The 25,702-nt window shown below is 48.1% G+C and carries 13 protein-coding genes; all 13 read left to right on the top strand.

What is annotated here, in order from left to right; all coding sequences use genetic code 11:
* Positions 1–124: 124 nt before the first annotated feature.
* The 13 genes from KJW29_RS16060 (at position 125) to KJW29_RS16000 (ending at position 25,650) form a co-directional block, all read left to right on the top strand.
* On the top strand, positions 125–2,596 hold the full coding sequence (locus tag KJW29_RS16060) for a glycoside hydrolase family 38 N-terminal domain-containing protein (protein ID WP_214630545.1): 2,472 nt from the start codon (positions 125–127) through the stop codon (positions 2,594–2,596).
* A gap of 425 nt (positions 2,597–3,021) precedes the next feature.
* Positions 3,022–4,590: a sensor histidine kinase gene (locus KJW29_RS16055; protein ID WP_214630544.1), complete on the top strand. Its 1,569-nt coding sequence runs from the start codon at positions 3,022–3,024 to the stop codon at positions 4,588–4,590.
* On the top strand, positions 4,590–6,152 hold the full coding sequence (locus KJW29_RS16050; RefSeq protein WP_087570580.1) for a response regulator transcription factor: 1,563 nt from the start codon (positions 4,590–4,592) through the stop codon (positions 6,150–6,152). Before KJW29_RS16055 ends, KJW29_RS16050 begins: the two co-directional genes overlap by 1 nt.
* Before the next feature lie 106 nt (positions 6,153–6,258).
* Positions 6,259–7,623: an ABC transporter substrate-binding protein gene (locus KJW29_RS16045; RefSeq protein ID WP_214630543.1), complete on the top strand. Its 1,365-nt coding sequence runs from the start codon at positions 6,259–6,261 to the stop codon at positions 7,621–7,623.
* A gap of 88 nt (positions 7,624–7,711) precedes the next feature.
* Positions 7,712–8,584: a carbohydrate ABC transporter permease gene (locus KJW29_RS16040; RefSeq protein ID WP_087570582.1), complete on the top strand. Its 873-nt coding sequence runs from the start codon at positions 7,712–7,714 to the stop codon at positions 8,582–8,584.
* Entirely contained in the window at positions 8,584–9,417 is an 834-nt protein-coding gene (locus tag KJW29_RS16035; RefSeq protein ID WP_108994588.1) for a carbohydrate ABC transporter permease, read from the top strand. Before KJW29_RS16040 ends, KJW29_RS16035 begins: the two co-directional genes overlap by 1 nt.
* A gap of 37 nt (positions 9,418–9,454) precedes the next feature.
* Positions 9,455–13,729: a discoidin domain-containing protein gene (locus KJW29_RS16030; protein ID WP_214630542.1), complete on the top strand. Its 4,275-nt coding sequence runs from the start codon at positions 9,455–9,457 to the stop codon at positions 13,727–13,729.
* Between the two features lie 145 nt (positions 13,730–13,874).
* Entirely contained in the window at positions 13,875–19,850 is a 5,976-nt protein-coding gene (locus tag KJW29_RS16025) for an S-layer homology domain-containing protein (RefSeq protein ID WP_214630541.1), read from the top strand.
* 153 nt (positions 19,851–20,003) lie between these two features.
* Complete coding sequence (locus KJW29_RS16020; RefSeq protein WP_214630540.1) at positions 20,004–21,095, top strand: SGNH/GDSL hydrolase family protein; 1,092 nt, start codon at positions 20,004–20,006, stop codon at positions 21,093–21,095.
* Between the two features lie 160 nt (positions 21,096–21,255).
* Positions 21,256–22,455, top strand: a complete 1,200-nt coding sequence (gene nagA / locus KJW29_RS16015) for an N-acetylglucosamine-6-phosphate deacetylase (protein WP_214630539.1) — start codon at positions 21,256–21,258, stop codon at positions 22,453–22,455.
* A 150-nt stretch (positions 22,456–22,605) separates the two neighbouring features.
* Positions 22,606–23,325, top strand: coding sequence for a response regulator transcription factor (locus tag KJW29_RS16010; protein ID WP_214630538.1), 720 nt, complete (start codon positions 22,606–22,608; stop codon positions 23,323–23,325).
* On the top strand, positions 23,322–24,746 hold the full coding sequence (locus KJW29_RS16005) for a sensor histidine kinase (RefSeq protein ID WP_214630537.1): 1,425 nt from the start codon (positions 23,322–23,324) through the stop codon (positions 24,744–24,746). Before KJW29_RS16010 ends, KJW29_RS16005 begins: the two co-directional genes overlap by 4 nt.
* Positions 24,747–24,903: 157 nt before the next feature.
* Positions 24,904–25,650, top strand: a complete 747-nt coding sequence (locus tag KJW29_RS16000; protein WP_214630536.1) for a PepSY domain-containing protein — start codon at positions 24,904–24,906, stop codon at positions 25,648–25,650.
* Positions 25,651–25,702: the final 52 nt, after the last annotated feature.

The following is a 25,702-nucleotide window of genomic DNA, read 5'->3' as shown; positions in this document are numbered from 1 at the left end:
AAGCTTCGGAGTCCTGCTATTCACATCATTTTAGTGCAAATCGAAGTCATTTCTCGCAATTCTCACAGCATGTTTGGCTGTGACACAATAGGGGGAGTTCAACAAGAGAGGATGACGTGTACAAATGAAAAAATTGCATTTGCTCAGCAACGCGCACCTGGATCCCGTCTGGCAATGGCAGTGGGAAGAAGGCGCTGCCGCAGCGGTGTCCACTTTCCGCGCAGCGGCCGACTTCTGCGAACAATTTGAAGGTTATGTCTTCAATCATAATGAAGCGATCCTGTACCAATGGATCGAAGAATATGAACCGGAGTTGTTCGAGCGGATTCGCAAACTGGTTGCCTCCGGCAAGTGGCACATCATGGGGGGATGGTATCTGCAACCGGATTGCAATATGCCTTCCGGCGAATCGATGGTGCGTCAAATTCTCGCAGGGCGTACCTATTTCCGTGAAAAATTTGGAGAAGGGCATGATCCGACGACGGCGATCAACTTCGATCCGTTTGGCCATTCCCAAGGTCTTGTACAAATATTGAATTTAGCCGGTTTCGATTCTTATATCTTCATGCGGCCGGACGAGATGACATTACCGGCACAAGATTTTATTTGGAAAGGCTTTAATGGAAGCTCGGTCATGGCGCATAAGGTCTGGGGGGGATATAATTCTCAACTGGGCAAATCGGTTGATAAAATCGTTAAATGGATGGATGAGAATGCGGATGCGCCGATTGGTCTCGTCTTATGGGGTGTCGGCAACCATGGCGGCGGACCATCGAGAGTTGACCTGAATCTGATAGCAGAGCTGCAGGGAGCGAGGGAGGATTTCGAGATCGTGCACTCGACGCCCGAAACTTATTTTGCGGAGCTCGCTCAAGTCAAAGATTTGCCAGCGTTCGAAGGGGATTTGAATCCACGATTCGTAGGCTGCTACACCTCGCAAATTCGGATCAAACAAAAACATCGGAAGCTCGAGAACGAATTATATATGACGGAAAAAATGCTGTCGATGGCCGCATTGGAAGCAGGGCTTTCCTATCCTTATGATGATCTTCAAGCCGCGCTTCAGGATTTGCTTACGAGCGAGTTTCACGACATTTTGCCGGGCTCGTCGGTACAAAGTGTCGAGGAAACTTCGCTAAGAGGGCTTGATCACGGTCTGGAGATCTTAAGCAAACTGAAGGCGCGCGCCTTCTTTGCGCTCGCTGCCGGGCAGCCGGTCGCTGAACAAGGAGAATATCCTATCCTTGTTTATAATCCTCATCCGTATCCGGTTCGCGGCGTATGGGAGTGTGAATTCATGCTCGAAGATCAGAACTGGAATGAAGAATATTCTATGCCGATCGTCTATAAGGACGGGGTACGCGTTCCTTCCCAACCGGAGAAGGAGGATAGCAACCTTAATCTGGATTGGAGAAAAAAAGTGGTTTTCGAAGCCGAGCTGCCGCCGATGTCTATGAACCGATTCGAATGCCGAATGGAGCTGCTTGCCGAGAAGCCGAGTCCTGCGCTCACAGCGGATCAAGGGAAGTTTGTATTCCAGACCGAGGATCTGTACATCGTCATTAATGCTTTGACGGGACTAATCGACGAGTATGCTGTAGATGGTATTAATAGATTAGCCCCGGGAGCTTGCGTCCCCCTTGTTGTTAACGATAACGGAGACCCGTGGAGAATGGACGTCAATGCGTTTAGAGATGTCCTTGGGCGTTTTCAGTTGATGCCTCCAGGTCAAGGAACGGATTTCTCGGGGGTGGACAAAGGGCTGCTTCCATCGGTTCGTGTAATCGAGGATGGAGAAGTGCGTACGGTCATCGAAGCTTTGTTCTTCTATAGGGATTCTCAAATTGTGCAAACCTACAAACTGCCTAAACAAGGAAGCGAAATCGAGATCCACGTCAGAGTTTTCTGGAACGAAAAGGATAAATTACTGAAGTGGTCGATTCCAACCTCGATCGGTGAGCATGCTGCATATCGCGGACAAACGATGTTCGGTGTAGCTGAATTGCCGAATGATGGTCATGAAGCGGTCGCTCAGAAATGGGTTGCAGCGGTGGACGGTCATTCGGCTTTTACAGTAATTAATGACGGTGTGTATGGTTCGGATTTCAAGGACGGGGAAATCAGGATGACGTTGTTGCGGTCTCCTGCTTATTGCGCGCATCCTATTCTGGATAGACCGCTTGTCGTTCAGGATCGTTTTTTGCCGCGTATGGATCAAGGAGAACGCCAATTCACGTTCTGGCTGAATGCAGGGAACAAGAAGGAACGGCTGGAGGCCGTCGATCGCGAAGCGCTTGCACATGGCGAGAAACCATTCGTATTATCATTTTTCCCGTCAGGCCTTGGCGAGTTGCCAGGTTGTCCGTTTGAGCTTGAAGATGAAGTCGTGCAATTAACGACATTTAAACGCGAAGAGCGTGGCGATGGGTACATCTTGCGTCTCTTTGAACCTACGGGACAAGCTCGCGAAACGGCGATCATCCTGGGGAGAAGCGGGAAGTCCATTCCCATATCGTTATCTGGATTTGAAGTGAAAACGTTGCGACTGGATCCGATCGAAGGTACGATTTCCGAGGTGGCTTTGTTGGAACAATAATGAATGAGAGAGGTCGTTTAGCCCAAAGAATCGAATCGGATGAGCGCTACCGGTTGCCGTCTTACCAGGACGTCCATAGTTCCCCGCATGCTCTTTCGGCATTCCGCTGAGGGCATGCTTTTTCATTGATAAAACCATTTGCAAGCGACGTCAACAAACCCTTACGTAATTACGAATTAACCTGCTAAAATAAAATTAGTTCAGACATGAGAACATCGATAGAAAGGAGAAACCAATTGCGAATCCATCCAATATCACTTTTTCGTACGGTATGGCGGAAAATTAATTCCAAACTATTCTATAAAATGGTCATTCTATATTCGCTGCTTACTGTTATACCGCTTGCGCTTGTCAGCACGACCTTTTACCTGCGTTCCAAGAGCATATTTGAAACAAGGCTTCTCGAATCGAGAAGCCATACGCTCGTGGAAACCTCGGATAAAATCGACTTTATTTTGAAAGCGGTTGCAGAAAATTTGGAAGGTTATGCAGACGACAGAGTCATGATCAGTGTTCTGAAAAATGATAGGGTCCCATCGACAGGAGAGATTAATCTTGCAGAGCGAAAGTCTCTAGAAAGCAATTTAATTGCATTTCTAAACTTCGTGCTAACGAACACCGATCTTGGCATTAATTATATCGACGCAATCTACTTATATAACGAAGCGGGGAAAATCTATAAGACAGAGAATGCAACGGATCCCGAATTCCATTTGGCGCTGACCGTTCTTCCGTTCTCTCAACGGGATAAACCGGAATGGGCATTTTTTGTTGATCATTCCCGCCTTGTCTGTTCCATTCAAATTATCGATTATACAACGAATACGAAGCTGGGATATCTCTCTGTCATGCTCAAGCCTGAAGCCATAAAGGAATTATATGCTTCTTATCCGGAGGGCTCCTTTTTCATTACCAACAACAGAAATGTTATTTTGTCGGCGGGCAATCCCGAATCCGTCGGAGAGTTATTCCAGGCTCGTACGTCCAAACAGATTGTTGTAAACAAACGAGTTTCCCTTTACTCCGGTTTTGTGTACTTCAACGTAGTGAGTCGATCTGAACTGTATCATGAAATCATTCAATTGGGCAGGTTTGCAGCCTGGACAACCATTGCTTCGCTCGGAGTGGTATTGCTGCTTACCTTTGTCCTGCTCAAGCGTGTAACAGGGCCACTTCGCAAGCTGACGATGCTGATGCGCAAGGCGGAAAAAGAGGTTTTTGTGCCGATTAAAGGCATTAGATCGTACGATGAAATCGGAATACTAAGCGAAAGCTTTAATAGTCTGATTGCAGAGGTCAGAGACTTAATTGATAAGGTTTATAAAGCGGAGCTCTATAAAAAAGATGCTGAGATTAAAGCCATAAAAATGTATATGTCCCCACATTTTTTATACAACACGCTGGAAATCGTCGGAATCATTGCCAAGAGCCCCGAAGGAATTAAAGTAGTGCCCGAAATGGTGCAAACCCTATCTCGCATACTTCGTTTTTCAATAACGCCAGGCAATGACTTTATTTCGTTGAAAACGGAAGTGCAATTTGTGCAGTGGTATATGCAACTGCATCAATATCGACTCGGAGAGAGGTTAACCTTTAGTGTACAAGTTCCTGAAGAACTGTTGTCCGTTAAAGTGCCTAAGCTCATTTTGCAGCCTTTGGTGGAAAATGCTGTTATCCATGGCATCAGTCAAATCATGACTACGGGCCATATTGAGGTATTGGCCTATGAATTGGACTACGATTTGATTCTTGAAGTACGCGATAACGGAGGCGGCGTTACAAGACAAGAAGAACCGGGATCGATTGTGGAAACAAAAGATTTCACTCAAACAGAAGCAATAAATGAGAAAAAGGGATTAGGAACAGGACTCAATCAATTGGAAACCAGAATTAAACTGCTATACGGAGCAAGATATGGACTGGAAATAATAGATACAGCAGGAGAAGGAGCAGTTATCCGTATCTTGCTGCCAATGACATTTACGGAGGGCTGATGAACACCATGAGAATCATGATTGTAGAAGACGAGGATATGCTGCGGAATCATCTGGCAGGACTTGACGAATGGGAGGATATGGGCTGTGAAATTGTGGGTACGGCACATAACGGATATGAGGCATTAAATCGGGTAGCGGAGTTGAAGCCGGAACTGATTATTACGGACATTAGAATGCCGGTTATGGATGGTATTGAATTTACAGAGAAGTTGAAGGAGACCAACCCCAATCTTCCGGTTATTTTTTTGTCTGCCTACAATGATTTTATATATGCGAAGCAGGCGTTTAAGCTTGGCGTAATCGATTTCATCACTAAACCGGTTCATCTGGAAGAATTGTTCAGTGTGGTAGAAATGGTCATGCAGGATGCACGACATAATGATCAGACGGATTCGCTGGAACAGGAGAATACCATTAATGTCATGCTGTCGGAGGAGATGAATCTTGATCGTAAAAGAGAATGGCTCGATCGGGAAGATCGAACTACTCGCAGACTTGTCGTTCTCTCTGTGGAAATCGATAATGTGGACTTATTGCATACGATGGGTAAGCCGCTATCGCAGCTTTCCTTGAGGGAGGTTATATCCTGTGCGGTTCGGAAATATCCTTATCACTTTTGGACGTACATGGATCATCGTGGGCTGTTTGTCCTTTTGTTCGAACCGTTGGACGGGGAGTGGGAATTAATCGGAGACAGCATGAAGATTGCGAAGGAAGTATTGGAAGCGTCACGCCAGGCTTTCGAGTTCAGCGTATCCATCGGGATTAGCGGTCTGCTGCCGTCGCTGCTTCATCTTCCGCAAGGGTGGGAAGAGGTGCGGAAATGTTTTGATTATCGCATGTTGTTGGGGAAACAATCCATTATCTCTTACAGCGCGATTGCCTCGCTGAGCAATGACACAATGGATTGGGATCAGGAAAGGCTGGCCGGCCTTGAAGAACTGATTCGGCGGGCTGACAAGAATGCGATTGCTCCTCAAATGCGTGAAGTCTATAGAGAGCTGTTGTCCAAACAATTAAACAAAGCATTCATTCAGCATTACATGATGGAAATTATAAGTCGTGCAGAGAAGGTGCTAAGCGAGTTATCGGTTAAGGATCATTATCCGGACTTTAACAGTATCCGCAGGAAGCTCCTTGCATTCGATGTTTTGGCTGATCTCATGAAGTTTTTGGAATCCTTCCTGCTCGAGGTGACGGATTTGATCAGAGCCTCAGGTCAAGATAATGGAAGCATCGTCATTCGCAAGATGAAGCAGTATATAGCAGATCATTATACGGACGAGATTTCTCTCAATACATTGGCAGATTATCTGTATTTGAATCCCTCTTATCTCAGTCGGCTAATTAGGCGAGTAACCGGACAAACCTTCAGCGACGTTCTATGGAGTTACAGAATCGATAGAGCCAAAATAAAATTGTTAGCAAGTGATGTCAAGATGAGCGAGGTGGCATACAGTACAGGCTTTAAAGATGCAGCACATTTTAGCCATTTGTTCAAAAAGACAGTGGGCGTCAGTCCCAAAGAGTATCGGATGTCCGGAATAAATAAGGAGTGAACGACTAGTTGGTCATATACACGAAAATTCAAGTCATCTGTACGCAATGAAAAGCCTAACCTCCAAATCTATAATGAAAACAGACACATAAAGGAGGTTTCATAGAATGGCTAAACAAAAGAAGCTGCTCATTTCGCTGATGCTGATTGTCGCAGTGATTATGGCAGGATGTTCGAGTAACAACAATAACGGCGCTGGCAACGCAACGGAAACAATTCAGGCTACGAGCAAAGCCGAGCCTACGGTGAAAGCCACTGGGGGAAGCGATGAAGCATTTACGATTCGATTAGGCGGATGGTTCATCGATGATCGTACATTTATGCAGGAATTTAAAGCAAATGTCGAAAAGAAGTACAAAGAAAAATATCCAAATGCGACAATTCAATGGGATATCTTGCTGGGTGCTACCTACTTCGATCGTTTGAAGGCTGAGTTAGCTTCCAATACGGCTCCGGATGTATTCTTCCATCAGAATACAGTAAATCAATATGCAGAAGTTGATTATTTAGTAGATTTATCGGACCAACCTTGGGTCAGCCAGTTATCCCCGGGAACAAGACCGGCGACTACGGTTAACGGCAAAATATTTGGGGGCACTTTAGGTCTCAGTGGTGCAGGAGTATGGTACAACAAACAGATTTTTAATGATCTTGGACTGGCTGCTCCTGCAACATATGCTGAATTTCTGGCCCTTTGCGAACAAATTAAAGCGGCAGACAAGACGCCAATCGTACTCGGCTTTAAGGATACGTGGACAGTCGGGTTGTTTATGTCCAATTTCTTCTCAAGCGTATTAAACGGTATTGATCCTACTTTCAACAAACAATTGTACGATGGTGAAAAGAGTCTGGAAGGGGAGGAAATTCAAGCTCTCTTGAACAAAGTGCAGAACTTGACGGAAAAAGGTTATTTTAACAAAACAGCGCTTAGCATCGACTGGCCGCAATCGTCCGACGAGTTCACTAGCGGGAATGCCGCGATGATTGTTCAGGGAGCGTGGCTGCCGGGCGCGGCAGAGGAGAATTTCACGAAAAAAGGTCATTCTAGATTTGATATCGGATACTTTGAATTCCCTGACGACAATGGATTTTACAGCATCAACTTATCACCAAGCGAGACTTTATCGCTTAATGCAAAGTCCAAGCTGCAACAACAAGGCAAGGATCTCATTGCTATCATTATGAATGAAGATATTTTGGGTCCGTATAGCGTAGGTAATGGATCATTGCCGCCTCTGGAAGGTATGAACGTAACCTATTCGAATACGGCAATGAACGAGTTTCTAGCAGCTGTTAACAAGGGGAAAACAATGTACGGGTTTGAGGCCTTTATTAGTTCTTCTGCAGAAACCTCTTTAATTGAGACCATGACCAAGATCGTGTCGGGCGCTAAATATAGCCCTGCTGATTTGAAAGATGCTCAAACCAAACATGAGAAGGACAAAGCAACACGCGTCTTGCCTCCAGAATAAATGACAATTACATTCAGGGATAACCTTCACACGCTATAAGTGGAGGGTTATCCCTTATCTATAAGGTTAGAAGGGAAGTGCCACGCATTTGGAAAGAAAATGGATAGGGACGGCCGCTTTGTTCGTGCTTCCTGCTCTGCTGTTATTCATTACGTTCACCTATTATCCATTTATCCGAAGCCTCTATTACTCGTTTACAACATGGGATTCTATACGTAAGCCGGTATTTATCGGATTGGACAATTATGCATTTCTCTTTGAAGATCGTAAGATGATTGCCGCCGCCATGAATACATTCAAGATGGCTTTGTTCGGTTTGTTGATTCAGAATCCGTTAGCGATCTGGATTGCAGTATTGCTTAATCGCAAGTTTGTGACCGGTTACTTCTTGCGAGCAGCTGTTTTTTTTCCTGTTATTATCAGCCTGGTCGTGTTATCGGTTGTGTGGAGCCAAATTCTTAGCTATGAGGGTACGTTGAACCTCGTGCTGAACCAGCTTGGCCTCAGTGGTTGGGTCAGAGATTGGCTTGGCGAGACGAATACGGTGTTTATTACTATCATCTTGTTGACGCAATGGCAAGGGCTAGGTTATTGCGTTATCTTCTATCTGGCGGGGCTGCAATCCATCCCGGCGGATCTTTATGAGGCTTCGCGTATAGATGGCGCAGGAGCAATCCAGCGATTTCTGAAAATCACCGTTCCACTGCTCATGCCGACGATTACGATCGTGACCTTTCTCATTATCGTCGGAGGACTCAAACTCTTTGATATTCCCTACATCTTAACTTCGGGAGGACCGGGAACCGCATCTTATACATTGGCGCTGGCTATCTATAATGCGGCCTTCAGAGAAAACAACGCCGGGTATTCCATTGCGGCAGGCGTCGTGCTCATGCTCATTATAATGGTCATTACTTTCATACAATTGCAGATTACGAGACGCAGGGAGGTAGAGATGTAATGGTCAGGAAACGCCGGAACCCCACAGATATTGCCATTGAAGTCGGCCTGTTCCTGTTCGCCTGCGTATTGTTGTATCCCATTTACTTTTTATATGTAGGGAGCTTTAAGTCGCCGGCTATCTTCTATGATCCTTTCGCTTTTCCCAAAGAGTTATATTGGGGCAGCTTTGCGATTGTGTTTGAGAAGGTTAAGCTGCTTGACGGCTTCTTTAATACAATTGTCATCATGTCTTTCTCGCTTGTTAGCATTGTGGTCATATGTTCAATGGCGGGATATGCCATCGCCAGGGTCAAGAATCGCTGGTTTCAAGCCATCTATTATTTATTCTTATCCGGGATGATTGTGCCGCTTCAGACAACAATGGTGACCATTTTTAAAATGGGTGTAAGTATTCAATTAATTGATACCCGCACCTTTATGGTATTGCTCTATGCCGCAGGCGCAATTCCGATCGCGACGTTTATTTATGTAGGTTTTATGAAGTCGATCCCTAAGGAAATCGAGGAATCGGCTTTCATTGACGGATGCGGGCCCATGCAATCTTTTGCCCGTATCGTGCTGCCCCTGTTATTGCCTGCCACGGGGACGATCTTAATTACCAATGTGACTGCCATTTATAACGACTTTATGGGTCCATTGCTGTATTTGAAGTCGGAGTCGAAGATGACGTTGATGCCGCAGATCGTACAATTTTATGCCAATAAACAATCGATGGACTATGGCCCTGTATTCGCTCTGTCGGCCTTGGCGGTATTACCGCTCATACTCCTGTTTATATTCACACAGAAATACATGATCAAAGGGCTTATTGTTGGTTCTTTGAAAGGTTGAGTTTTAATTGGCACAACCATGGGAGGATGAACCAGTTATGTTAACGCTTACGGATGTTATTCAAGTAAGTTTTTTCAAACGATTGTTCATTTGGCTTCTTGGCTTCACCCTGCTTATGTCGACTGCACTACTGGTTATTACATCTGCAGAGGGGTCGAAACTATATGCGGAGGCTCCTCCAGGCTCATTAATTGTATCGCAAGGGGCACCCGTTACCCCCTACAACGGTATGGTCATTCATGATGGCGTGCAAAGCAACTTGACCGATGGCGATCTTGGTACGCTCTCGGGAGCGTCGACAGGATTTATAGACCTGTATCTGGATTTGGGACGAAAAAAAACGTTGGACTATGTAGCGATCCATTACGCCCGGCATTGGAACAAAACAAATAAGGTGTACGTCTCCGACGATGCTGTGAATTGGACAGAGGTGGTCTCCGGAGACGGCGGAATAGGAAAGTATGAGTATTTGCAGAATACGACGACAACCAACATCCTGGATCACAATGTATTCGGAGCAATGCTCCCGGCGAATACAAAGGGTCGTTATGTCAGAATCAGTGCAGATCAGGTTTATGTCAACATTTATGAAATTCAGGTTTACTCCTCTTTCATAGAGGTGGAGCAATTCAATATGACAGGTGGAGTAACAATGGAGGTTCTGCCGGGTTTCTCTGTGCAAATGAAAGCTGAGGCACAACCAAGCAATGCGACGAATCAGTCCGTAACGTGGAGTGTCGAGCCGAAACCGGGTTCTTCGGGAATGGCGGTAATCGATGCCGCTACAGGTTTCCTGACAGCGATTACAGCAGGAACCGTTACCGTAACGGCCGAGGCATTGGACGGCTCGGGGGTTGCAGCAACAACAGACATCGTCATACGTGAATCGATTGAGCAGTGGTGTAGTATGGAGCTGTCCTTGATGAGCTCGAAAACGTACAATGATCCCTTCGCAGATGTGGATGTCGTTGCAACCTTTACGGGACCGGGCGGCATTCAAATCACTCGCCCCGCATTTTGGGACGGGGGGCGCATATGGAAGGTTAGATTTGCTCCTACTGTTACGGGAACATGGAGTATGACGGTAGAAGCTGATCCATCTGCTGATGACACTGGACTTAACAGGAGCAGTGCCATATCTTTTCAGGCTACGCCTTATTCTGGTGTACTGGATTTGTATAAGCGCGGATTTCTACAAATTGGAGACAATGATCGCCACTTTAATTACAACGATGGAACTCCGTTTTTCTATCTTGGCGATACCCATTGGTTCATGCCTTCCGAGCGTTTTGAAGGCTCGAACGTAGAAGGCATCGATTCGCAATTCAAATATGCGGTCGATCATCGTGTCAGTCAAGGATTTACAGTCTATCAATCCCAGCCATTGTATATGACCGGCAATTACCTCGATGTTTCACAAGGGATTGGAATCGGACACCTGGAACGGCTTCAGGATATAGATCAGAAGTTTCAATATGTCGCGGATGCCGGACTTGTTCATGCAAATGCTGCCTTTACCTTTAGATCCATCCTGAATGTAACTGATCCTGTATTGCTTGAGAAACTGGGCAAATACTGGCAGGCAAGATTTGGAGCCTATCCCGTACTGTGGACGACTGCGCAGGAAGTGGATCCAGGCCATGAATTTAATGATTATTGGCATAGGATTGCAAAGGCAATCTATGATAATGACACCTATCATCAGCCGTTAACCGCCCATATGGAGGGCGGCGATGCGGGGAATACAGGATGGGGAGACAAGGAATATCATTCCTGGTTTGGCGTACAGCCTTCCAATTTGCAAAAAGACGGCTATCAAACCTTCTGGGAGTATAACGCAACAAAACCCTATGTTGCCTATGAAACAGGCTATGAATTTAATCGGGTTACAACAGATGAGGCGCGTTCCACTCCTTACAGAGCCTTCTCTAACGGCGCCTTTGGTTTTGGATATGGTGTTCAGGGCGTCTGGGCCATCAATGATTCGACAGATAGTTGGCTCCCCTATGGTCCCTACTATCGCTGGTTTGATGGGTTAAATGCCGCGGCCGGCTCACAGATGACGCATTTCAAGAATTTCTACGAAAGCTTGCAATGGTGGAAGCTAACGCCTGCATTCCGGGATACGACCTATGCCGATTTTACGGGGAAGGATCATGCCTATCTGTTGCGAGATGGCAACAAAACGTATGTCGCTTATTTCGCCGAGCCTAATACAGCAACGGGTACGCTTAAACAGATGGCGAGTACGGTGTATAAAGCGGAGTGGTACAACACAAGAACGGGCGAGTACACGTTGATATCGGAGCAGGTGACACCGGTTAACGGACAATGGGCGATCCCGCCAAAGCCCGACAACTTGGACTGGGTGCTCTTGGTCACATCAAGCCAATCGGCACTTGCGCCGAAGTTAGTTGTCTCCAGTGCCAATCAATCCACAACGATCAATCTGCAGCATGGTACGTTGCAGCTGTCGGCTGCCGTTAATGTGGAGCATACAGCCGCATCGGTGGATTGGGAAGTGAGTAACGTGGATGGCTCTTCCACGGATGCAGCGACGATTGATCAAAATGGCTTATTGACTGCTTTGAAAAACGGAGTTGTCCGAGTGACGGCGACACAGAACGTTGATGGCCAACTGTCGGCTTCCAAAACAATTATCATTACCAGGCAAGATAAGGCGGCTCCCCCAGCAAAAGCGCAAAGTCTGACCATTATCGATGGCGGAAACGAATCCTTTGGCAATCAACAGATGCTGCCGGTATTTACTCCAAACAACACCTGGGATCAAAGAGTGGAATGGGCGGTCTTTGAGCAGGATGGCGTTACGCCTACAGATAAGGCGCTGATCAGTCCATTTGGCGTTCTTACGTTATTGAAGGAAGGCCATGTGAAAATTGTAGCGACTGCGCTGGATGGATCTGGTGTAACGGGTTCCTATGATTACACTATTCAGTTTACAATCACAAATCCTTTATTTGTAGGCGCAACGGCAACAGCGTCGTCATCGAATTACGGCAATGATTATACCCCTGTAAAAGCGATTCTTAGCAATCATGGATCTTTCGCGGGGTGGAGCTCCGGGGAGGGAACAACCTACAACAACCCACAGTGGTTGCAGGTTGAATTTGCCCAGCCTACGGTATTGAACCATATTGATGTCTATACAACGGAATCCTATTTCAAGATGAGGGATTTCGATGTTCAATATTGGAAGGACGGACAGTGGGTAAATCTTTATTCGGTAACGGATAACACGAATGTGATAATAAATATTCGGTTTGCAGAGCTTATGACAACGAAAATCAGAGTAATCTGCTACGTAGGAGATACAGCTGGCATAACTCGTATTGACAGCATTGAAGTCTACAACGATGCTTCAGCATACGGGAAATTATATGCCGAGCCACCTCCTGGATGGGTGCTTGTTTCGCAAGGAGCGCCAGTCACGCCCTACAATGGAATGATCGTTCATGATGGCGTGCAAAGCAACCTGACCGATGGAAACCTGGGTACGCTCTCGGGATCGTCGACAGAGTTTATTGACCTGTATTTGGATTTGGGGCAGAAAAAATCGCTGGGTTATGTGACGATCCATTACGCCCGTCATTGGAACAAAACAAATAAGGTGTATGTATCCGACGATGCCGTGAATTGGACGGAAGTGGTTTCCGGAGATGGCGGAATAGGCGAGTATGAGTATTTGCAGAATACGACGACAACCTCAATCACAGATCACAATGTATTCGGAGCGATGCTTCCAGCTAATACAACGGGCCGTTATGTCAGAATCAGTTCGGATCAGGTTTATGTGAACATCAATGAAATTCAAGTGTATTCTACGAATGCTCCGTATGTGGTATCGCCGTCGGGGATGCACTTGATCTCACAGGGAGCGCCGGTCACACCCTACAATGGAATGATCATTCATGACGGCGTGCAAAGCAACCTAACCGATGGAAACCTGGGTACGCTCTCGGGAGCGTCGACAGAATTTATTGACTTGTATTTGGATTTGGGGCAGAAAAAGTCGTTGGACTATGTGACCATCCATTACGCTCGGCATTGGAACAAAACAAATAAGGTATATGTATCCGACGATGCTACGAATTGGACGGAAGTGGTCTCCGGAGATGGCGGAATAGGCAAATATGAGTATTTGCTGAATACGACGACAACCTCGATCACAAATCCTAATGTATTCGGAGCGTTGCTTCCAGCGAATACAAAGGGCCGCTATGTAAGAATCAGTTCGGATCAGGTTTATGTGAACATCAATGAAATTCAGGTCTATTCGAAGGATGCTGGATAACTCAAAGGAGAGTGAAATTCTTATGTTAAGTAACTTGCGAATGAATACAAGTACAAGTAAACAACGCATTTACATCTGCTTCCTCGCTGTTGCATTGCTTCTGTCTACTCTACCCACTGGCAGAGCATCAGCAGATATAACTAAATTGTACACAGAGGTACCTTCAGATTCGTCTCTTGTTTCACAAGGAGCCACGGTCACGCCTTACAATGGAATGGTCATTAATGATGGCGTACAAAGCAACTTAACGGATGGAGATTTGGGCACGATGTCAGGAGGAGGGCCGGGATTTATAGATTTGTATTTAGATCTCGGTCAGAAAAAAGAGTTGAATTATGTAAAGATCGACTTTAACCGGCATTGGAACAAAACAAACACGGTCTATGTATCGGACGACGCCGTGACTTGGACGAAAGTGGTCTCCGGAGATGGCAGCATAGACAAGTACGAATATTTGCAGAACACGACAACTACCGTCATCACGGATCACAATGTATTCGGAGCGATGCTTCCGGCACATACAGAAGGCCGCTATGTTAGAATCAGTGCGGACCAGGATTATGTGAACATCAATGAAATCCAGGTGTATTCGCCGGGTGTTCCAGCGGTCGTAAATAAGGTGTATGCTGAACTGCCATCGGAGATGCATTTGATCTCGCATGGAGCGCCGGTTACCCCCTACAACGGGATGGTTGTTCATGATGGCGTGCAGAGCAATCTAACGGATAGCGATCTGGACACGATATCAGGAGCAACGGAATTTATAGATCTGTACTTGGATCTTGGGCAGAAGAAAAAGTTAAACTATGTAGCAATCCATTTTGCCCGGCATTGGAACCATACAAACAGGGTTTATGTATCGGACGATGCCGCTACTTGGACGGAAGTCGTCACCGGAGACGGCAGCTTAGGCAAATATGAGTATCTGCAAAATACGACGACAACCTCAATCACAGATCGCAATGTATTCGGAGCGTTGCTTCCAGCGAATACAGAGGGACGTTATGTAAGAATTAGAGCCGAACAGGTTTACGTAAATATCAATGAAATCCAGGTGTATTCGATTGACGCTCCAGCGGCTGTTAGTAAGGAATACGTGGATGTACCAAGCGGGCTAACCTTAGTTTCACAAGGCAATCCTGTATTCGCATATGGCGATATGGTGTTTAACCCTGGTTCGGGTGAAAAAGAAAACTTAACGGATGGCAATTCAGGCACAATGGCGGGCGGCGGGTATCCCAATGGATCGGTTGACTTCTATATTGACTTGGGCCGGAGCTATCCATTAAATTACGTCAAGGCGAGTTTTAGCAGATTTTGGGATGGGATCAACATCGTTTATATTTCAGACAATGCCCAGGATTGGGCCCCTGTTGTAGTTGGCGATGGCGGGATGAACAAGTATGAATATATCAAAAATACTACTTCTGCAAACGCTGCTGGATTCAATGAATTTGGAGCACTTTTTCCGGAGGGATCAGAGGGGAGATACGTCCGATTTGTTACGAAGGCTTGGGCAGACCTTTTTGAATTTCAAATCTATTCTTCATACATGATTGAAGTAGAGCAGTTTAATATAACTGGCGGGGTCTCAATGGAGGTTCTCCCTGGCTTCTCGGTACAGATGAAAGCCGAGGCACAACCAAGCAATGCGACGAATCAGGCGGTAACGTGGAGTGTCAGTCCGAAACCGGGTTCTTCGGGAATGGCAGAAATCGATGCCGCTACAGGTTTCCTGACAGCGATTACAGCAGGAACCGTTACCGTTAAGGCCGAGGCATTGGACGGCTCGGGGGTTGCAGCAACAACAGACATCGTTATACGTGAATCGATTGAGCAGTGGCGCAGCATGGAGTTGTCCTTGATGAGTTCGAAGACGTATGATGACCCCTTCGCTGATGTGGATGTCGTTGCAACTTTTACGGGACCAGGCGGCATTCAAATCACTCGCCCCGCATTTTGGGACGGGGGGCGCATATGGAAGGTTAGATTTGCTCCTACTGTTACGGGAACATGGAGTATGACGGTAGAAGCTAATCCATCTGCTGATGATACTGGACTCAACAGGAGCGAGGCCCTAACTTTTAATGCCACGCCTTATTCCGGTGCATTAGAGTTGTATAAGCGAGGTTTTCTGCAAGTCGGAGACAATGATCGCCACTTTAATTACAACGATGGAACTCCGTTTTTTTATCTTGGCGATACCCATTGGTTCATGCCTTCCGAGCGTTTTGAAGGATCGAACGTAGAAGGAATCGATTCGCAATTCAAATATGCTGTCGATCATCGTGTCAGTCAAGGATTTACAGTCTATCAATCCCAGCCGTTATATATGACCGGAAATTACCTTGATGTCTCCAAGGGAATAGGATCCGGGCATCTCGGACGACTCCAGGATCTGGACCAGAAGTTTCAATATGTCGCGGATGCTGGACTTGTTCATGCAAATGCTGCCTTTACCTTTAGATCCATCCTAAATGTAACCGATCCTGTATTACTCGAGAAATTGGGTAAATACTGGCAAGCGAGATTTGGAGCCTATCCAGTGCTGTGGACGACTGCGCAAGAAGTGGATCCAGGCCATGAATTCAATGATTATTGGCATAGGATTGCAAAGGCAATCTATGATAATGACGCTTATCATCAGCCGTTAACCGCCCATATGGAGGGCGGGGATGCGGGGAATACAGGCTGGGGAGACAAGGAATATCATTCCTGGTTTGGCGTACAGCCTTCCAATCTGCAAAAAGATGGCTATCAAACCTTTTGGGAGTATAACGAGACAAAACCCTATGTTGCCTATGAAACAGGCTATGAATTTAATCGGATTACAACAGATGAGGCGCGTTCCACTCCGTATAGGGCCTTCTCTAACGGGGCCTTCGGTTTTGGATATGGCGTACAAGGCGTCTGGGCCATCAATGATTCGACAGATAGTTGGTTTCCCTATGGTCCCTACTATCGTTGGTTTGATGGATTAAATGCCGCGGGCGGCTCACAGATGACGCATTTCAAGAACTTCTATGAAAGCTTGCAGTGGTGGAAGCTAACGCCTGCATTCCGGGATACGACCTATGCCGATTTCACGGGGAAGGATGATTCCTATCTGTTGCGTGATGGCAACAAAACGTATATCGCTTATTTCGCCGAGCCTAATACAGTAACGGGTACGCTTAAACAGATGGCGAGTACGGTGTACAAAGCGGAGTGGTATAACACAAGAACGGGCGAATACACGTTGATATCGGAGCAGGTAACGCCGGTTAACGGACAATGGGCGATCCCGGCAAAGCCCGACAGCCTGGACTGGGTGCTCTTGGTCACATCAGACCAATCTGCGCTTGCGCCGAAGTTAGTTGTATCCAGTGCCAATCAAACCACAACGATTAATGTGCAGCAGGGTACGCTGCAGCTGTCGGCTGCCGTTAATGTGGAGCATACAGCCGCATCGGTGGATTGGGAAGTGAGTAATGTGGATGGCTCTTCCACGGATGCAGCGACGATTGATCAAAACGGCTTATTGACTGCCTTGAAAAACGGAGTTGTCCGAGTGACGGCAACACAGAACGCTGATGGCCAACTGTCGGCTTCCAAGACGGTTATTATTACCAGACAAGATAAGGCAGCCCCTCCAGCCAAAGCGCAAAGTCTGACCGTTATCGATGGCGGGAACGAATTCCTTGGCAATCAACAGATGCTGCCGGTATTTGCTCCAGACAACACCTGGGATCAAAGGGTGGAATGGGCGGTCTTCGAGCAGGATGGCGTTACGCCTACAGATAAGGCGCTGATCAGTCCATTTGGCGTTCTTACGTTATTGAAGGAAGGCAATGTCAAAATTGTAGCGACTGCGCTGGATGGATCCGGCGTAACGGGTTCCTATGATTACAATATTCAGTTTACCATCACAAATCCTTTATTTGTAGGAGCAACGGCAACAGCGTCGTCATCGGATTACGGCAATGATTATACCCCTGTAAAAGCGATTCTTGGCAACCATGGATCTTTCGCGGGGTGGAGCTCCGATGTAGCGGGAGGAACCTCCTATAACAACCCACAGTGGTTGCAGGTGGAATTTGCCCAGCCTACGGTATTGAACCATATTGATGTCTATACAACGGAATCCTATTTCAAGATGAGGGATTTCGATGTTCAATATTGGAAGGACGGACAGTGGGTAAATGTTTATTCGGTAAAGGATAACACGAAATCGGTTATTAATATCATGTTCGCTGATATTATGACATCGAAAATTAGAGTCATCTGCTACGTAGGAGATATAGCCGGCATAACCCGTATTGACAGCATTGAGGTTTATCATGATGCTGTTTCGCACGATGCAAGATTAAATGATATTACAGTAGATGGCAGCATAGTGGATGGATTCGCGATGGACTTGAAGGAGTACACGGTTGTATTGGATAAGAACGCGACGGAGGTTCCTGTTGTTGGGGCCACGGCAGTGGATAATCTTGCCGCGGTGTCGATCGTACAAGCTGCCTCGATTCCCGGGACAGCCGTTATTACCGTAACAGCTGAGGATGGAACGACGACTGAGCGTTATGAAGTCAACTTTACCAATGAGGAACCGGTAATGAGCTACACGGTGACTTATACAGCCGGGTTGCATGGCACGATTAGCGGTACTAGCGAGACGGTAACGGCTGGAGGCAATCCGTCTGCAGTGCCGACTGTGACAGCCAATAGCGGCTATACATTCATTGGATGGAGTAGCGATGGAGGCATAACCAAACTATCGGCGGAAGCTTTAGCTGCCCGGGCGGTGACGGGCAATATCACGTATACGGCATATTACACGCAAAATAGCGGTACGATCATCACGCCTCCTGTTACACCTGTAGAGAACAATGGCATAAAAATCCTGATTAACGGCAAGGCGGAAATTGCCGGAAAAGCAAAAACTGCCAAGGTGAATGGCCAAATGGTCACAACGGTAACGATCGATCAAAGCACACTGGAAGAGAAGCTCTCGGCGGAAGGCGCGCATCCGGTCATTCTGATTCCAATGACGATGAATTCCGACGTCGCTATTGTTGAGTTTAATGGGCAAATGGTTAAGAGCATGGAGCATAAGGGAGCTATTATTGTAATTCAAACAGAAAATGGTATCTATAAGCTGCCAGCTCTGCAAATTAATATGGATTCCATATCGAAACAGCTTGGTGATTTTGCTGCTCTGCAGGATATTAGTATTCAGATCGAAATCGGTATGCCGACTGCAGAAATGGTCCGGATTCTCGAGAATACGGTTGCTAACAATGCGTTGACCATCGTGACCCCGCCAATCAACTTTACAGTGAGAGGCATTTACGGGGATACAATTATCGAATTGTCGGAGTTTAATACGTACGTCGAAAGAATAATCGCGATTCCGGCAGGCATAAATCTCAAGCAAATCACTACAGGTGTAGTGGTTGATTCAGACGGCTCCATTCGTCACGTGCCGACGAAAATCGTTTATGCAGAGGGCAAATATTATGCGCAAGTGAACAGTTTGACGAACAGCACTTACGCGGTGATCTCAAACCCTGTTGCTTTTACGGATGTCGCAAATCACTGGGCCAAGGAAGCCGCAAACGATATGGGTTCCCGAATGGTCATAAGCGGTATCGGCGACCACAAGTTTAATCCAGATCAAGATATTACGCGTGCAGAGTTCGCAGCTATTATCGTTCGGGGGTTGGGACTGAAGCCAATGAGCGGCTCGGCTCCATTCTCGGATGTAAGGGAAACGGATTGGTACAGCTCTGTTATTAATACCGCTTACGCCTATAACCTGATCAACGGATTCGAAGATGGCAGCTTCCGTCCATTGGACAAGATTACCCGTGAACAGGCAATGGCGATCATCGCCAAGGCGATGACAATTACTGGGCTGAAAGCGAAGCTTGAAGAGGTAGGAGCGGGACGACCGATCAATTCCTTTACCGATTCGGGTATGGTCTCGGCTTGGGCGAAGGAAGGTATTGCCGATAGTCTGCAGGCAGGAATTGTTACGGGGAGAAACGGCTCGGAGTTGGCTCCGAAAGCGAACATTACCAGGGCAGAGGTTGCCGTCATTGTTAAGCGATTACTTCAAAAGTCTGACTTGATTGAGTAAATTTTAAAGAAGGAACAGTTCTGGTCATTTACGGAAAGACTGTTATCGGCGGAGTTACGGTTGGAATTCGATCAACTCCGCCCATACTTCTTCAATTAGTTCAAATACTTCAAGCAATTTTAAGGTTAAATTATCATTATCTGGAGTGAGGATATGGATAAGAGAATATGGAGGCACAGGAGCCCGTTAATTCGATTGCGGGCTGCTCTTGAACGAGGAGAGGTGACGCTTGGTTTTCTAGGGGGTTCGATTACCGAAGCGAAGCCCGGTCATAACTGGCCAGACAAAGTGGTTAGCTGGCTAGTAGAAACATATCCGCAAGTAAGATTTACGATTGAGAATGCCGCAATTGGAGCAACTGGCAGCAACCTTGCGGTGTTCCGGGCCGAGCGGGATATTCTCTCTAAAGACTGTGATATCATCTTTGTCGAATATGCGGTGAACGACTATTATGCACCGCACAAGAGGCGAAAACGTACGCGTGAAGGGTTGATCCGACGTTTGATTGCGGGCAGCGATTCTGATCTCGTGTTGACTTATAGCTATCTGCAGGCTATGTACGCTGATATGGAAGCGGGAAATGTACCAGATTCAATTGCAGAATTAGAACAGATCGGTGAGCACTATCATATTGGATCGATATGGATGGGACTGTACGCGTTCGAGGAAGTGCGTAAAGGACGAATGGCTTGGGAAGAATGGCTGCCTGACGGATTGCACCCGACTCATCGAGGCAGCTTGAGTTATGCCCAAAGTGTAATCGCATACCTGGAGAAAGAACTGAACACGGATTTAGGCCGAACCCCTCGAATTCCTTTGTTGCCGGAGCCGATAAATTCAGAACATTGGGGAAATATCTCTTTCGTTCCGTTCAGAGAGGTGAGGACAGAAGGACCGTGGACGGTACAACGAAGTGCAAATTTGGTTTGGATAGATCAACTGTTAGTGACAACAGCAATCGGCTCGAAACTTCGATTCTCATTTCAAGGGAAGGGATTGGCGCTTGGTTTTGATTTCGGCAAACTTTCGGCAGATTTCCGCTGTCGCATGGATGGCGGAGAGGCAACTGTGATTCAGTTGGATCGCGCGGATTGGTCCCCTGCTGAGGGGATATACCATGTGGAGATTGTGGCTGAGGATTTGACGACTGGAATGCACAAGGTAGAGATCGAAGTCATTCATGGCAACGGCCCAGGTTGTCAAGGAACGCGGTTTCGGCTGGCCTTTATTGGCATTATCGCGTAGCTCGAGCACTTGTTAGCAGCCTGGATTTCACACCAATAAATAATTGACCCTCCTCATTCCCCCTGACGTCTGCAGTCAGGGCTTTTTCTGCAGAGGGACTTATCGGCTATATTACGATTTTAGATTTGAATGATCGATGCTATCAGGGAAGGGATGCGCTATGAACACGAATCCAGGGGTTATGACGGTCGTAAATAACGGTACAATCGTAATGGATAATAACACGATTAAAGCAGGAACCATTGCTTGGCAAGATGAGCGTATTGTATATATCGGGTCTAGAGAAGGAGCGGCAGAGGTTGTTACTGCGAAAGGGGAATATGTTGAAGAAGTTGATGCACATGGAGGCTGGGTGCTGCCAGGGTTTATTGATGTACATGTACATGGAGGCTATGGTCATGATTTCATGGATGCCACGACGGAAGCTTATGATGCGATAACGCAATTTCATGGACAACGCGGAACAACTACGATGCTAGCTACGACAGTAACCGCTTCACACGACGCTATTGGAAAGGTCATTCGTGCTGTAGCTGTCTATCAGAACGGGGAGATGCCGTATGCCAGGCTGCTTGGGGTTCATCTTGAAGGGCCATTTATTAGCTCAAGGTGGTCAGGGGCACAGGATCCTAAGCATATCGTTGCGCCAAAGATGGAGTGGTTAGAAAAATGGGTTAGTAATTATCCGGGACTGATTCGAATACTTACACTTGCGCCAGAGATAGAAGGAGCCACTGCTCTGATCACTTGGTTAAAAGATCGGAAAATTGTATCTGCATGTGGTCATACGGATGCAACCTATGAATGTATCAATGAAGCAGCGGATTACGGCCTGACCCATGCGGTACATACATTTAATGCGATGAGGGGGTTTCACCATCGCAATCCTGGAACTGTAGGTGCAGTTCTAAGCCATAACGGGATTAGTGCAGAAATCATTGCTGACGGGCATCATGTTCACCCAGTCTGTATTCGGCTACTAACGAAGCTGAAACGAAGTGATCAGGTCATTCTTATTACAGACGCAATCTCTGCAGCCGGGTTAAGTGATGGGAGCTATCATATCGCTGGACTTGACGTAAACGTGCAGAATGGAATTTCCAGATTAAAGGATGGGGGCAATCTTTCAGGTTCAACATTGACAATGATCGAAGCTTTTCGATATATGGTACAAGAAGTAGGACTGACTATCGCACAGGTAAGTCGATTCGCAAGCGGGAATCCGGCCAAATTACTTGGGCTTGAGTCCGATCTGGGGAGCCTTGCTTATGGAAAGAAAGCTAATGTTCTCCTTCTTTCTCCTGATTTAGAGCTTCAAGTGGTATGGGTTCACGGTAGATCTATAAAAGAAGCGATATAGATATGAACCATCCTCGCATTCCTTGAAACAGGAGTTTCCGTTTATTCCTAACTTTTCGCCGCGCTCAACTTTCGAGAATGCCGATTAGACGAGGCAGTGCTTTTTGCGCTATGCTGAGGGGAGTTAAGCTGTTAAGCGGGAGGAATAGCGGTGAGCGATACGATACTGGTAGTAGAGGACGAACGCAAAATTGCGCGCCTGCTGCAAATCGAGCTGGAGAGCGAAGGTTATGAGGTGAGACTGGCGCCGGATGGAGTGGAAGGTTGGGCGGCCTACAAAGCTGGAGGTGTTGCCCTCATTCTGCTGGATGTCATGCTGCCCGGCATCGACGGTCTGGAGCTGCTGCGGCGTATTCGGGAAGTGGATTCCGCGACGCCGGTCCTGATGCTGACGGCCAAAAGCGCGGTGAAGGAAAAGGTAGCGGGGCTGGATCTTGGCGCCAATGATTATGTCACGAAGCCCTTCGAGATGGAAGAGCTGTTGGCGCGCATAAGAGCATTCCTCAGACAGACGGCACCGCATGCGGCCCAAGCTGCAGCGCTGCACGCTCAAGATGAAGAGCCAGGCGAATGGCTGAGCGCCTCCGATTTGAGGCTGAACGAAAGCACGCGCGAGGTAGAGCGGGCAGGCGTGCCGATTGCGCTGACGCAGCGGGAATTCGACCTGCTGGCTTGCCTGCTTCGGAACAAACGGCTTGTGTTAAGCCGCGACCAATTGCTGGAGGAAGTTTGGGGGTATGACTACGCCGGCAATACGAACGTGGTGGATGTGTACATCCGTTACGTCCGCAAGAAAGTGGACGAAGGATTCGGGGCGGAGTTGATCCATACGATCAGGGGAATCGGATACGTCATCCGGGATGCGACATGAAGCTGGGGAGCAAAATCCATCTCTACTCCTCCGTCTTGTTTGCATTTTTGTTGATCGCGGCCAATACGACCGTCTATCTTGTTTTCTCCGGCACGATGGTTGACCGGGAGATCGGCAAGCTGGCTGCGGAGACTGAAATCGCGGCCGCCGCCTTGCGTAATACAGCAGAGCCCGCGGCCATCCGGGAGCTGATGCGCGCCTACGTCCCGCTGGAAGGGATGCTGCGTTTGGTAAGCGGAGACGGACGAGGCGGCGAATATCTTGTAACTTCGGCGGGAGAGACGGAGTTAAGCCGCGAAGGGGCGGTTTTTTTTCCCGAACGAAGGGAAGACAAGCTTGTTATCGGATCGCGGAATTATGGCTTCGTGTCGCTCCCGGTTATTGCCGCAGACGGGTCGATCGTGAACGTGCAAGCTACGGCGAGCATGGAAGAGCTGATGGAGCTGCTGGGCTTGCTGCGGCTTGTGCTGCTTAGCGTCTCCGCCGCCGTGCTTGTGCCCGTCGTCATTTCCAGCGGCGTGCTCGGCAGGGTGCTCATGCGGCCAATAGCCGATATGACGCGCACGATGCGCCGCATTATCGGGAGCGGCGAATTCGCGAGGTTGAATCGGAAGGGAAAGTCCAGGGACGAACTCGCGGGCATGGGAGAAACGTTCAACGAGATGATCGGCCTGCTCGAAGAGAGCTTCGTGCGCCAGGAGCAGTTCGTGTCCAACGCTTCGCATGAACTGAAGACGCCGCTTACCATCATCGAGAGCTATGCGAGCCTGCTCAAGAGGAGGGGAGCGGATCGGCCCGAGCTGCTGGAAGAATCCGTGGAAGCCATTCATTCCGAAGCCGTACGGCTCAAGGGAATGACGGAGCAGCTGTTGCTTCTCGCCACCGCCAGACGGGCGTGGCAAGCGGAGACGGAGAAGGTAGATCTCTTGCCGTTCGCGAGGCAGGCTGCTGCCACTTTCGGCAAGGTTTACGAGCGGGAAGTGACGGTTGAGCTGAGAGGGGCAGGTCCGGAACAGCAAGAAAAGGCTGGGCGGCTGGGCGATGCCGTTGTCGAACGGGAGGAGGGCATGCCGACTCAAACGGATCCCGATATGCTGAAGCAGCTCCTTCTGATTTTGCTGGACAATGCGCGCAAATACAGCGATGGCCCTATCGAGCTTCGCTTGGGCAGCGAAGGGGAACGTTTCTATATGGCTGTTCGCGACAATGGTATTGGCATTCCGGAGAACGAATTGCCGCATGTATTCGAACGGTTCTATCGAGTAGACAAGGCGCGGAGCCGCGACGGAGAGTCGACCGGCGGTGCGGGACTCGGACTCTCTTTGGCCAAGGAGCTGGCCAAGGCGCTTGGAGCGGAGCTGACGCTGGCAAGCGTTCAAGGGGAAGGAACGACCGCGACGATTTGGCTTCCGGCCACTTAAGGGAATCTAATTTTGAGATTCGCCGCGATTTCTCATGAAAAATGATGAGGTATGTCGCGTTTTCTAGAGGAGATGATGTGATGCGACCCGTTTTCTCAGGAAATTGTAATATTGAGGTTTTACAATGAACAGCAGGTAGAGGAAAGGGATGATGGCAATGTCGTCTGGCAAATGGCGAACCGGCACGATAGTCGCGGCCGCATGCGTCGCACTCTGTCTTCTCATTGGCGCTGTACTGCTGTTCTCAACGAGAGAAGGCCGCGCTGCGGGGCTTACGATGGAGGAAGCTAGAGGCGAGGTTCTGAAGCAGTATGGCGGAGAGATTATTGGCAGCTCGGCGCAAGACGGCGGATATCTGGTGGAACTAAGAACGGAGCAGGGGATATACGAGGTAACGGTAGGCGGAGCAAGGGGCAGCGTGGACAGTATTCGTCTGCTGGAGCGCTTCACAGGCGATGAAGGTACGGGAGTAGAGCCAGGTAATTCACCGTCGGAGACGGCAAAACCTTCAGATTCGGGCAGCGAAGCTTCGCCTGTGCCTTCGTCGACGCCTGCCGCTACGCCCATCGCTACACCGTCGCCCAGCGGTACGGGTGGCGCGGGGAAGCCGCCAACTTCGTCGCCGAACGGCGCTGGCGCAACGACGAAACCTCCGACCCGGACGCCGGGAGGCAAGCCGTCGTCGACTTCGTCCGTCCATATCACCGAGGAGCAAGCTGCGTCGCTGGCGCTGGCGAAGGTTGCGGGAACCGTGACGGACGTAGATAAGGACGATGACAACGGGGTCTGGTACTATTACGTCGACATCGAGACGAACGACGGCCGGGAGGCCGAGGTCCAGCTTAACGCGGCGTCCGGCGCCATCGTATCCGTAGCTTGGGACGACGATGACGATGATGACTAGGATGCGTCTCCATGTACGCCGATCATGCCTTCGCCAGGTCGTATAATGTCAC

The sequence above is a fragment of the Paenibacillus agaridevorans genome (assembly GCF_018604145.1).
GTDB classification, from domain to species: domain Bacteria; phylum Bacillota; class Bacilli; order Paenibacillales; family Paenibacillaceae; genus Pristimantibacillus; species Pristimantibacillus agaridevorans.
The sequence above is the reverse complement of the archived record's forward strand: the minus strand, read 5'-3'. Positions and strand labels throughout refer to the sequence as shown.